Origin of the sequence: Streptococcus sp. CSL10205-OR2 (assembly GCF_025660655.1) — a bacterium.
Classification (GTDB): domain Bacteria; phylum Bacillota; class Bacilli; order Lactobacillales; family Streptococcaceae; genus Streptococcus.
In genome coordinates, this window is record NZ_JAOTIN010000006.1 from 76,931 (window position 1) to 90,221 (window position 13,291).

Below are 13,291 nucleotides of genomic sequence, written 5' to 3' on the forward strand. Positions count from 1 at the left end.
GATGGTTAGTGTGCTCTATCCAACACCTATCGCTAAGTTGATAGATAGTTTCACAAAATTACCAGGAATTGGTATTAAAACGGCAACTCGTTTAGCCTTTTATACAATTTCAATGGCAGATGAAGATGTTAATGAGTTTGCCAAAAACTTATTAGCTGCCAAAAGAGAATTAACTTATTGTTCTATTTGTGGCAATTTAACTGATGACGAGATTTGTGAGATTTGTCAAGACAAAACCAGAGATCAAAGTATTATTCTTGTTGTCGAAGAAAGTAAAGACATTTCTTCAATGGAAAAAATTCAAGAGTACCATGGCCTTTATCATGTCTTACATGGCCTTATCTCTCCTATGAATGGCGTTGGTCCTGATGACATCAATCTTAAAAGCTTGATTACTCGTTTGATGGATAGTCAGGTTAATGAAGTTATTATTGCTACCAATGCTACTGCAGATGGTGAAGCAACAGCTATGTATTTATCTCGTGTGTTAAAACCAGCTGGCATTAAGGTGACACGCTTGGCTCGTGGACTAGCAGTTGGTAGTGATATTGAGTATGCAGATGAAGTAACGCTTTTAAGTGCTATTGAAAATCGAACAGAAATATAGAAGGTGACTCATGAAAAAAGAAACATTACTATTATTATATGGTGGTCGTTCAGCTGAAAGAGAAGTTTCAGTATTGTCAGCAGAAAGCATCATGCGAGCAATTGACTATAATCAATTCTTTGTGAAAACATTTTTTATCACTAAAGACGGTGACTTTATCAAAACACAAGAATTTGATGAAAAACCAAGTGATAAAGAAAAACTGATGACAAATGACAGTGTTCTTCTTAGTCAAAAAATCAAACCAAGTGATATATATGAAGAAAATGCGGTTGTTTTTCCTGTCCTACATGGTCCTATGGGAGAAGATGGTTCAATTCAAGGCTTTTTAGAAGTTTTAAAAATGCCTTATGTTGGAACAAATGTTCTTTCTTCTAGTGTTGCTATGGATAAAATTACGACCAAATATGTCTTAAAAGCAGCTAATATTCCCCAAGTTGATTTTGTACCAGTCATGGAAGGTGAAGTGATTGATGATAAAATTCATCAGATTGAAACAGAATTGAACTATCCAGTCTTTGTCAAACCAGCCAATATGGGGTCAAGTGTCGGAATTTCAAAAGCAGAAAATCATGAAGAACTAAGACAAGCTCTTTTCTTAGCCTTTAAATACGACAGTCGTGTTTTAGTAGAACAAGGTGTTGTTGCTAGAGAAATTGAAATTGGTCTTCTAGGAAACAGAGCTGTTAAATCAACCCTACCTGGTGAAGTGGTTAAAGATGTTGCTTTTTATGATTATGATGCCAAATACATTGATAATAAAATTACGATGGCAATTCCTGCTAAATTAGATGATGCTAGTATCACAAAAATGCGTTCCTATGCTGAAACAGCCTTTCGTGCTATTGGTGGCTGTGGACTCTCACGCTGTGATTTCTTTTTAACAAATGATGGTCACATCTATCTTAATGAATTAAATACGATGCCAGGGTTTACCCAGTGGTCAATGTATCCTCTTTTGTGGCAAAATATGGGACTTAGCTATAGTGATTTGATCAAAGAACTTGTTTTGCTTGCTAAAGAGATGTTTGAAAAACGAGAAGACCATCTGATTTAAAATATGCTATAATAAAAGAGCTAATTAGCTCTTTTTTAATAGGAGAAATACATGAAATTAAAAATACATGAAATTGCACAAGTAGTAGGTGCAAAAAATGATATTAGTCAATTGAAAGATAGCTTAATCAATAACATCGAATTTGATAGTCGCCTTATCAAAAAAGGAGACCTCTTTTTACCTTTAAAAGGTAATCGTGATGGTCATGACTTTATTCCAGTTGCTTTTGAAAATGGTGCCCTCATAACCTTTAGTGAAAAAGAAGTTGATTATCCTCATATACTAGTGTCTGATACGCTTCTTGCTTTTCAAGAATTGGCAAAATACTATTTGGAAAAAATGGCTGTGTCAGTTATTGCCGTCACAGGATCAAACGGTAAAACAACCACCAAAGATATGATTGCAACTATACTTGAAAGTACTTATAAAACCTATAAAACACAAGGCAATTATAATAATGAGATTGGTCTTCCTTACACGATTTTACATATGCCTGATACCACTGAAAAATTAGTGCTTGAAATGGGTCAAGATCATCTTGGAGATATCCACCTTCTCTCTCAGATTGCAAAACCTGATATTAGTGTTGTCACTCTCATAGGAGAAGCTCATCTTGCCTTTTTTGGTAGTCGAGATAAAATTGCGCAAGGGAAACTTCAAATTGTTGATGGGATGAAAGACAATGGTCTTTTAATTGTGCCAAATGATCCACTCATTAAACCTTTTATACCAAATAACCAAGAAATCATTTTCTTTGGCGAAGAAACACCATTGACAGTTCATCACTTGAAAGAATATAAGGATTATTTGACCTTTAGTCTTGATTTTATTGATGGAGACATTTACCTTCCTGTCACTGGTAAATATAATGCAACAAATGCCATGGTAGCAGCCTATGTTGCTAAGAGACTTGGTGTCTCACAAGAAAATATTAAATCATCCTTAAAAAATCTTGTTCTCACAAAGAATCGAACACAATGGAAGAAAGCTAAAAATGGGGCAGATATTTTAAGTGACATCTACAATGCTAATCCAACAGCTATGCGTCTTATTCTAGAAACTTTTTCTAGCCTGCCAAACCAAAAAAATGGAAAAAAAATAGCCGTTTTAGCGGACATGAAAGAACTCGGTGAGGCTTCAAAAAAAATGCATGAAGCAATTATTACAAGCCTTAATCCAGATCAGATTGATGTTGTTTATTTTTACGGGGAAGACATTTATCCTCTTTACCAATTGGCTAAAGAAAAATTTTCATCAGAACAATTAGCTTTTTTTAAGAAAGATAATACTGCTGATGACATATCTCAACTTATTAAACGTCTTCAAGACATCATAGAACCTCAAGATCAAATCTTGTTTAAAGGTAGCCATTCAATGAATTTAGAAAAAGTCGTTGACGCCATATAGAATCTAATAAGATTATCAATAACCACTAGCCAGTGTGACAATTTTTGTTAAGACAGCTAGTGGTTTTTAATATATTATTATATTGACATTACAAAGTTAGAAAAGGTATAATGGTATTGAAAGCGTTAACAACTATTATTTAGTTAATTTAAAGGAAGAGGTATTTTCATGAGGAAACGTTCAAAAGAGCTATTTGATCAAAGACAACGCTATTCTATTAGACGTTTAACAGTTGGCACAGCATCTGTTATGATTGGCTGTGTTTTATTTGGAGCAAATCTTGTTTCAGCTGATGAAACTAATATAGAGACAACAAATATCATTGTTACTGATGAGACAACGAAAGACTTAGAAAACAATGAGGAACAACCAGTTACTGAAGAAACAAAAGCAAAATCTGAAAATCAAGTTTTTGCTAATGAAGGAAGTACTGTCGATGAGTCTACTTTAGAAAATACAACAGGAACTAATTTAACAGAAGATACTGAGATAAGTAATTCTGAAAGACCAACTGTTGAACTTGAAGTGGATAGTATTGGCCGATTATATGAAGAAAATAAGGTTGTTAGTGTCGATAATCAACGCGTTGATAGCAGTAATAATAATAGAATTGATTTAGATGAACATCTCGAAACTGTTAAAGCCCTAACGGATGCAACAGTTTACATGGAATTCAAATTAGATTCTAATTCAGGTTTCAAGAGTCTTTTTTCTGCATCTAGTACCGAACATACTAATAATTATCTAACACTTTATTCTAATGGTGGCAGTATTGGAGTTGAAGGTAGAAATGGTGGCAATCAGTTCTATGGTGCACCAAGTGCTAATAATCAAAAATTGGTTGCTGGTGAGTGGAATTCTGTGGCCATGACCATTAATTCTTCCGAAGATGCAACTGCTAAACTTTCTGTTTATGTCAATGGTGAGTTAGCATACTCTGATCAAAAATCAGCTAACTTTATTAAAGATTTAGTTGGTGTTAATCGTATGCAAATTGGTGCAACGCCTCGTTTAAATAGGATGCACTGGGGAGCGCCATTCGACCTTAAAAATTTAACTATTTTTAATAGAGCCCTAACAGCTGAAGAAATTGCAAAAAGATCTGCTATTTTTAAACGTGAAGCTTATCCTGAGCGTTTAACTGAAGACATGAAGGTTTCTGAGGATGTGACAGTTTTTGAAAGTGGTCAAAACAATCAAAGAGCAGCTGATGGTATTTATAGTTATCGTATTCCAGCTTTAATAACAACTAAAAAAGGTACCTTAATTGCTGCAGCTGATGCTAGGGAAACACATTATAGCGACTGGGGTAACATAGGTATTACCATTAGAAGAAGTACAGACCAAGGAGCTACTTGGAGTAGTCGTATTGATGCTATTAATATTAGAAATAATCCTAATCCCGCTAATCGTAACCAACAATCACCCGTAACGATTGACTCAGTTTTACTTCAAGATCCATCTAACGATCGTATCATTCTTATTTACGACATGTTTTTAGAAGGACAAGCCATTCATAGTCTACCTGCCAATAAAGCAAGGTATGAAGAGCCTTATGTCACTATTGAAGGAAAGAGTTATCGTGCCTTATATCGTACAGATAATCAAGGTGAGTCTGGAGTTTATACCATTCGTGAAAATGGCAAGGTTTATTCACCAAGTAATTTAGAGACAGAATATAGCGTCAAATTGGAATCTGATCACCCTGCAAAAGAAACGATTGGAGATATCTATCAAAATAATGATTTAATAGGTAATATTTTCTTCACAACGAATAAAACCAGTCCATTTAGAGCGGCTTGGGCTAGCTATTTGTGGATGCAATATAGTGATGATGATGGTGTCACTTGGTCAAATCCAAAAGATATTACCCCAATGGTTACTAATGATCAGATGAAGTTCCATGGTGTTGGTCCAGGAGCTGGTATTGTTTTACAACATGGTGAGCATAAAGGACGTATTATTGTTCCAACTTATTCAACAAACTATGCAGCACCTAATCATTTAACCTCACAATCTTCTCGTGTCATTTATTCTGATGATCATGGTGAAACTTGGCAAATGGGTGGTTCTCCAAATGATGATAGAACCTTATCAAATGGGACGACCATTCACTCTTTAACAATGAGTCAATCTGCGGAGCAATTAACAGAATCAACAGTTGTTGAACTAGATAGCGGTGCTTTGAAGTTGTTTATGCGTAATCCTTCGGGGCGTGTTAAGGTGGCGACAAGTACAGACAGTGGACAAACTTGGCATAATCTTAAGGATATTCCAGAAGTGGTTGATGTCTATGTTCAATTATCTGCTATTCATACCCATCATAATGATAAAGAGTACATCATTCTTTCAAATGCCAATGGTCCAGCAAGAGCAAATGGCTACCTTAGAGTAGCAGAAGTATTACCTGATGGTGAGTTGAACTGGGTTAATCAGAAAATCTTCCAAAAAGGAGATTATGCTTATAATTCACTAACCAAAATTGGTGAAAACAACTATGGTATTTTGTATGAACATACAGAGCCAGGCTACAATGCTTATAGCTTGCATTTTAAATCATTTAATATGGAATATGCTCTTGCACAAACACAGCCAATAGTGCAAGTACAATCTATTGATAAATTAGATGATTATCATTTCCGCCTTAATTTTGATAAAAGTGTCTGGGCATTAAGACCTGAAAATCTTCTTTTAGAAGATAATCGTGTTGCTTATTTTGTGTCTCAAGACAGTCCAACATCATTAATTTATAGTATCGCTTCTGAGGATTGGGGTAAATCATTGAAGAAAACCATTCCTACAGCTATTATTAATGTGAATAAAATTGATGTTGATATCTCAGGAACACTACCTACAGCAGATACTAAAAATGTTAACGCTTATGATATTTTAAGACGAGTTAATAATGTGACCGCAAAGAGAACAGCTTATAATAAAGCAGATATTACCTTTGCAGCGTACGAAGGAGCAGATTATTATTTTGTCAGTCGTTTAAATGTTGAAACACAAACTGTTGAAAACTTTAGAACATTTGAGAATCATTTTACCGATAAAACTCTTCAAGCAGATTATAATTATATTTATAATGTGACTGCTGTTAAAAATGAGCAACAGAGTGTTAATTCTCTAGATGTTGTTGTTTCATCTCATCAAGAATTTATGGATGATCGAGACCAAGCGATAGAGTATGGTGCGGCATTTGGTAACTGGAGTGATGCTCAACTTTATGGTGGTACAGAAAAATTCGTTGACATCACGGGTAATACGACCTTAACCAAGGCTGACTACACGGCAAAAGTAAATTTTGTAGGTAAAGGGATTGAAATTTATGGTATCAAGAGCCCTAGCTTATCAACTGCAACTGTGAAAATTGATGGTGTTGATCGTGGTGTTATTGATTTTCATAATGCAACCGCACAAAAGGGTGTTCTTATTGGACAATTCTTAGATCTAGAAGATGGTTTCCATACTTTAGAGCTAACGGTAAATGATAAACCCGTGACAAGACCAGGTGAACGTAACAAGTTCTCCCTTGATTCTTTCAGAATTATATCAGGTTCTCCAAATGCACCAGAACGATTAGATGATCGTGATTCAAGAATTCAATACGGCTCAGCTTTTGGTAATTATTCAGATCCACAACTCTACCAAGCAACTGAAAAGTTTGCTGATATCACACAAGATGTTACTATTCCAGCTGAAAATGCTACTCTAACATTAAACTTTGAAGGCACAGGTATTAGAGTTTATGGTAATAAAGCAACCAACTTAGGGGAAGCACTTGTCACTATTGATGGTAATCAGATGGAACCACTTGTTTTCTACAAACCATCAGGAAATCCTGAAAAACGAACTTTAATCGGTGAATATAAAGGTCTAGACAATGGGTCTCATAGCATCACTATTCGAGTGAATCCAAATGCCACAATGGCGAATAAGAAAATTAGTCTTGATTCCTTTGAGATTCTAAAACCTCAAGTAACACCAATTCTTTCACCAAACCTTATTGATGTTGCTGAGGATGAAAATCATGTTCTACTTGTCATGAAGCCAGGTGATTGGCAAAGTATCAAACTTATCATTGACAATGTCACTGAACCAATTGTTTTAACAAAAACAGCTGATTTCAATTTACAAGACTCATTAGGAAATGTTGTTGAAAAAGTTTCCGATACTCATTGGAATGTTGCACTACCAACAGGCCTTAATCGTGAACAAAAATTAAATATTAAGGCAATTGCGCATTATTCACATGGTGAGAGTAATTCTGGTATTGCCCAAATAGCTTCAAGAAAACCAGAAGTGAAGTACTATCAAGTATCAGCTAAATCAGTTTTAAAAGATGGCACAGTGCTTTCAGAAACAACTGTTCTAAATAATTTAACAACTGGATCTAATTATGATATTACGAGTCAAGCACCTGAACAATTCATTGAACATGGTGGTAAGAGATACTTCCGTGAATCTGTTTCAAGCAATGTTACAGGTACAATAGCTGATCAAAATATTATTGTCGTCTATACATATATAGAAGCTATAAATATCATTCCAGATAGTGCTCCAAATGCAGAAGATAAACCATCAATTGAATTTAGCAATGGTAGAGGTGTTGTCAATGACTTACCAGAACTAGCCTTCTCAACAGCAAAGCGCGAATTAAAAGATGATGCGTCAGGTGTTTCGGTTCAACTTGAAATTGGGGAAATCGCAGCTATAGAAGGCATCAGTGTTGGCCATAAAGAAACCCAAGATCCAAACACACCAAATGTGCTTAAGGATCAAGACTATGACCTCTTTGACATCTCATTAGTTGATGCTAAAGGTGAAACTATTAGTCCACTCAAAGATACACTTGTTATCATGCCAGTAGATGACGGTAAAACCGTAGGAAAAGTGGTTTACCTACCAAATACTGACCAAGAAGAAGAGCTTGACTTTACGATGACAAGCTTTGAGGACAGTAATGGAGTCACTCGTACAGGCGTTGTCTTTGTTGCCAAGCACTTTAGTGAGTATGGTATTATTTACCAAGTTCCTGAAACAAAAGTACCATCAGATGCGCCAAACTATGAGCTTCCAGAAGGTAAGATTGAAACAGCCGTACCAAGCACAGCGCCTACTCTGGAAGATAAGCCGGTCTTTGAAGGTAAATTAGAAAGTAAAATACCATCAGACGCACCAAGCTATGATCTTCCAGAAGGTAAGATTGAAACAGCTATACCAAACACTGCACCAAGTCATGAGTTGCTAGCCTTTGATGGTAAGTTAGAACCAATGAGTAGCAATCATGGTCATAAGAATAAAGACATAGCTGAGAAGAAAGCTAATCAAACCTCTCCAACAACACAAGCTAAAGTCTTACCAAATACTGGTGATAATTCAAATTCAGCAGTATTAGGAACCATGTTAGCTTTATCATCGCTAGCTTTATATGGCTATGGCAGAAAAAAACGTTTTGATAACTAATCTAAGTATTAGCTAAAACGATTTATTGAAAAAAGACAAAACAAGAAAATTCTTTCTTTGTTCTGTCTTTTTCTTTGTTTTGATTTATTATAATCATTGAAAAGCTCTGCTTTTTTCGTTATAATGATAGAGTTATAGCTAGAAAAAGATAAGTACAATTTAAAAATGTCAAATTAACATGTGTTTATCTAAAGGAGACGTATGAGTATTCAAGAAGAAATTAAAAAACGCCGAACATTTGCCATTATCAGTCACCCGGATGCGGGGAAAACGACGATTACGGAACAATTACTTTATTTTGGTGGTGAAATTCGTGAAGCGGGAACAGTTAAAGGAAAAAAAACAGGGACTTTTGCTAAGTCTGACTGGATGGACATCGAAAAACAACGTGGTATTTCAGTGACCTCATCAGTCATGCAATTTGACTATGCTGGAAAACGCGTCAATATTCTAGACACCCCTGGTCATGAGGATTTTTCAGAAGACACCTATAGAACTTTAATGGCAGTTGATGCTGCCGTTATGGTGATTGACTCTGCCAAAGGGATAGAGGCACAGACGAAAAAACTTTTTGAAGTCGTTAAACATCGTCAAATTCCAGTGTTTACTTTTATCAATAAACTTGACCGTGATGGTCGTGAGCCTCTTGACTTATTGCAAGAACTTGAAGAAGTTTTAGGAATTGCTAGTTATCCAATGAACTGGCCGATTGGTATGGGGAAAAGTTTTGAGGGTTTATATGACCTCTATCATCAGCGTATAGAACTCTATAAGGGAGATGAACGCTTTATTAACTTTGAAGAGGCTAAGACGCACTCACTTTCTCAAAATATCTTCTATGAACAAGTTTTAGAAGATGTTGAGCTGTTAGAAGAAGCAGGAAATGACTTTTCAAGACAAGCTATTTTAGCCGGTGAGTTAACACCAGTTTTCTTTGGTTCTGCCTTAACTAACTTTGGCGTACAGACTTTTCTTGATTCCTTCTTAGAATTTGCACCAGAACCACACGGTCATAAAACGACAGATGGTGACTTAGTTGATCCATTAAATAAAGATTTTTCTGGCTTTGTTTTCAAAATACAAGCCAATATGGATCCTCGTCATCGTGATAGAATAGCTTTTGTGCGAATTGTTTCTGGTGAGTTTGATCGTGGGATGAGTGTCAAGTTAAGTAGAACTGGTAAAAATGTCAAGCTATCAAATGTTACCCAGTTTATGGCAGAAAGTCGTGAAAATGTTGAAAATGCGGTGGCAGGAGATATCATTGGGGTTTATGATACTGGCACTTATCAAGTCGGTGATACCTTAACCGTTGGCAAAAACAATTTTGAATTTGAGCCTCTACCAACCTTCACGCCAGAGATTTTCATGAAAGTCTCTGCTAAAAATGTGATGAAACAAAAATCATTTCATAAAGGGATTGAGCAATTGGTACAAGAAGGTGCTATCCAACTTTATACCAACTACCAGACAGGTGAATACATGCTTGGAGCAGTAGGTCAACTTCAGTTTGAAGTATTTAAACACCGTATGGAAGGTGAATACAACGCTGAAGTTGTCATGACACCTATGGGTAAAAAGACTGTTCGTTGGATTGATCCAAAAGATCTTGACCAACGCATGAGTTCAAGCCGTAACATATTGGCCAAAGATCGTTTTGATCAGCCAGTCTTTCTTTTTGAAAATGATTTTGCACTCAACTGGTTTGCTGATAAATACCCAGATGTGGTACTTAGTGAAAAAATGTAACATTTTTGCTTAATCATTTGAATCAAATAGTTTATATGTTCAAATATATTTAAGAAATATGATAAAGGCAATTATTCTCAATTAATAGAATATTGTCTTTTTTAATATCAGTTTTAAACAGTTATCCATTTTAATATTATTGACTATTGAGATATTCTTGTTGACAATGCTATGATATTTAAACTTAATTAATAATAATTATTAGTTTTATATTTGTTTTTTCACTAAATAGGATTGTCCAACAATGCTATATTTGTTAATAAAATCACTAAGTTTTTATCCTTAAACATTTTATACTATAAACTTATAAAAACTTTAAAAACTTATTTCCTTTTTTAAAAGAATTTGATATTATTATGTTTATGTTATGATTGCTACACTTTTAAAATAAATCATATGATTAAAGGAGAAAGACAATGTTTGGGTTTTTTAAATCAAAAGAAAAAGACAAGGAAATTTTAGTTTTAAAGAAAATTATTTATCAGCTAAAAAACGAAAAAAAAGAATCTCAAGAAACAATTTCAGAATTACGTCGTCAATTGCTACTCACACATGAAAAGAGTGAATCTATTAATGACGTTCTTATTGATGCTCGAGATAAGGCTTCAGAAATTGTTGCAGCAGCTGAGCGTGAAGCTGTTAGGATTAAAATGTCTGCTCGCGATGATGCTCAAAAAACAATTCAACAGTTTGAAAATTCTATTTATAGATTGAAGCGATTAGAGTTAGAGTTGAAGACTCAAGAAGATCGTTTGAAAACTGATTTTAAACAATTATTAAATAAGTATTTACTAATTGTCGAAGAATTAGATCAAGAATCAATTTCAAATGTTCATAGCGAAGTTGAAAGTCAAATTGAAGAAATGGAAGAAGTTGTTGAGAAATCAAGAGTAATTGTTAATTTTCCAAAGTTGCCTAAATCAAACACATCAGTTGACGATATTCCGCTCTACAAATTTGATATATAAAGGATTGTCTAATGGATAAGATAAATGAAAGATTTCAAAATTTATTAAAAGAGAAGTCCTTTCCTATGAAAGTGATTGAGGAAAGTGATGCTTTTATTTATAAAGGTCGTTTTTCAATAACTGATGTACACACTATCGATTTTGCCGTTTCTTTATCAAAAGGTGACAACAGAAGTGTTGCTCAAGTTGTTTTCCAAAATATAGCTTATTGTAAAAATAAGGAAGAAGAAAATAAATGGTTAAGTTTTTTAAATCAACTCAATAGAGAACAAGGTATTTACTATTATTTCTCTATGGATGAGAATCAACGTGTTTTTATGCGTTATGTCTGTGAAATTAGTCAAGATTTGGAAAATTTATTTAATGTTTTAGTTCAAGGACCATACCTTATAAAAACTATTATGCCTCAAATAGAGTCAGAATTTGGTCCTTTTATTGTTTTGTAAAAGAAAGAGATTATAATGAATAATATTATGGATAAAAAAGAAAAATATGGATTACGTAAATATAAAGCTTATGGAACACAATCAGCTCTTTTGGGAGTGACAGCTATAACAGCATTTGGAACAACTATTGTTCAAGCAGATGAAACAGAGACACTTGAAGTGTCTGAACCTATTAAATCCGGAGATGTTACAGGTGAAACAACTTCTTTAATTGAAACTGATAATTTTATTATAAGTGAGGAGATAACAACATCAACTAACTCTCAGCCAATTTTACCCGTGGTTTCTATTGAACAACAAGTTGATTCAGTTGATACTATGGAAACAGAATCTATTGTTACTGAAACAAATTTATTAAATGAAGATATTGATAATATCAACAATCAAAATAAAACAGAATATTCAGAGTTAGATGTTGCCGTAAACGAAAAAGCTAACAAAGAAAGGCAAACCTACATAGCTTATCTTGTACAGTATAAAGATGAGATTACAGGAGATATTGTTTTTGAGGAACCACATAATATTACTGTGATGTCTCAAGATGCTGTGAGTGAGAAAGAAATTACTGAAATAGCAAGCGGTCTAAATCACTTACCAGATTATGAGCTTGCCGATGGTCAGTCTTTTTCTATTTCTGAAAAGATTATTGAAGGTCAAAAAAATATTATTTCTTTTCTAGTTAAAAAGAAAAGTAATGATAATCAATCTGACTTAATTCAAGAAAAACAAGAGGAAACGAGATTTAGAAATGTACCAGTGGGTCAATCATTTTCCAGATTTGCTCTTGGTAATCAGTCTAATGATTTTATTTTGAATATAACGAGATTAAATGAGACCGATTATTATTTTGCAGATGTTCCACCAAATCAAGGAAGTCAATTTAAATTATTTGCTATTAGAAGTGAATCTAAAATTATTTGGCGCAATAGGGTATATAGCACAGTTTTAAATAATGGACAATATGTTTTTAGAATGCCATCAAATTTCGATCCGGTTAATGATGAATATTTAATAATTGGTCAGGCTAATATTGCTAATTATAACGGTATTTCATCTACAACAAGTCCTGATGATTTTTCATATAGAGTAAAATTAATAATGCTAGGAATATCTGCTGAAAATCAAAATCATGTTGACATTACAATTGATTCTAGTGATGGAACATGGATTATTAATGGGGTGGATACAAATAAACCTTCGCAAGGGCAAGCAGGACGTAATGGTCAAAATGGTTCTTCAATACACTCTGGTACTACAACACCACAAGATAGCTTAGGCTCAAATGGTGATACCTATATCAACACAAGCACAGGTGACACCTACAGTAAGAGTAACGGTCGTTGGACTAGAAATGGAAATATCCGCGGTCCACAAGGGGCTCGTGGAGCAACTGGTGCACGAGGAGCAACAGGTGCCACAGGTCAAGCAGGTCGAGATGGTCAAAATGGTTCCTCAATTCATTCAGGTACTACAACACCACAAGATAGCTTAGGCTCAAATGGTGATACCTATATCAACACAAGCACAGGTGACACCTACAGTAAGAGTAACGGTCGTTGGACTAGAAATGGAAATATCCGCGGTCCACAAG

At 34.5% G+C, this 13,291-nt stretch carries 7 protein-coding genes and 1 pseudogene; all 8 read left to right on the forward strand.

All coding sequences use genetic code 11. The annotated features are described in order from the left end of the window. The first annotated feature begins 10 nt into the window (after positions 1 to 10). Complete coding sequence (gene recR / locus N7659_RS04480; RefSeq protein WP_263276028.1) at positions 11 to 607, forward strand: recombination mediator RecR; 597 nt, start codon at positions 11 to 13, stop codon at positions 605 to 607. A gap of 10 nt (positions 608 to 617) precedes the next feature. Continuing rightward, positions 618 to 1,664 carry a D-alanine--D-alanine ligase gene (locus tag N7659_RS04485; protein WP_263276029.1) on the forward strand — a complete coding sequence of 349 codons (1,047 nt, stop codon included), beginning with the start codon at positions 618 to 620 and terminating at the stop codon, positions 1,662 to 1,664. A 51-nt stretch (positions 1,665 to 1,715) separates the two neighbouring features. After that, positions 1,716 to 3,071, forward strand: a complete 1,356-nt coding sequence (locus tag N7659_RS04490; RefSeq protein WP_263276030.1) for a UDP-N-acetylmuramoyl-tripeptide--D-alanyl-D-alanine ligase — start codon at positions 1,716 to 1,718, stop codon at positions 3,069 to 3,071. A gap of 168 nt (positions 3,072 to 3,239) precedes the next feature. Beyond that, on the forward strand, positions 3,240 to 8,537 hold the full coding sequence (locus tag N7659_RS04495; RefSeq protein WP_263276031.1) for a sialidase domain-containing protein: 5,298 nt from the start codon (positions 3,240 to 3,242) through the stop codon (positions 8,535 to 8,537). A 201-nt stretch (positions 8,538 to 8,738) separates the two neighbouring features. Continuing rightward, positions 8,739 to 10,286 (forward strand): peptide chain release factor 3, encoded by a 1,548-nt coding sequence (locus N7659_RS04500; protein ID WP_263276032.1) that lies wholly within the window; start codon positions 8,739 to 8,741, stop codon positions 10,284 to 10,286. A 416-nt stretch (positions 10,287 to 10,702) separates the two neighbouring features. Then, positions 10,703 to 11,254 (forward strand): DivIVA domain-containing protein, encoded by a 552-nt coding sequence (locus N7659_RS04505; RefSeq protein ID WP_263276033.1) that lies wholly within the window; start codon positions 10,703 to 10,705, stop codon positions 11,252 to 11,254. 11 nt (positions 11,255 to 11,265) lie between these two features. Continuing rightward, on the forward strand, positions 11,266 to 11,700 hold the full coding sequence (locus N7659_RS04510) for a hypothetical protein (RefSeq protein ID WP_263276034.1): 435 nt from the start codon (positions 11,266 to 11,268) through the stop codon (positions 11,698 to 11,700). Between the two features lie 15 nt (positions 11,701 to 11,715). Continuing rightward, positions 11,716 to 13,291 (forward strand): annotated as a pseudogene (locus tag N7659_RS04515) (hypothetical protein); the annotation flags it as partial.

Coding starts and splice junctions, on each gene's coding strand:
- N7659_RS04485 (WP_263276029.1), top strand. CDS start 618: ATGAAAAAAGAAACATTACTATTATTATATGGTGGTCGTTCAGCTGAA.
- N7659_RS04490 (WP_263276030.1), top strand. CDS start 1,716: ATGAAATTAAAAATACATGAAATTGCACAAGTAGTAGGTGCAAAAAAT.
- N7659_RS04495 (WP_263276031.1), top strand. CDS start 3,240: ATGAGGAAACGTTCAAAAGAGCTATTTGATCAAAGACAACGCTATTCT.
- N7659_RS04500 (WP_263276032.1), top strand. CDS start 8,739: ATGAGTATTCAAGAAGAAATTAAAAAACGCCGAACATTTGCCATTATC.
- N7659_RS04505 (WP_263276033.1), top strand. CDS start 10,703: ATGTTTGGGTTTTTTAAATCAAAAGAAAAAGACAAGGAAATTTTAGTT.
- N7659_RS04510 (WP_263276034.1), top strand. CDS start 11,266: ATGGATAAGATAAATGAAAGATTTCAAAATTTATTAAAAGAGAAGTCC.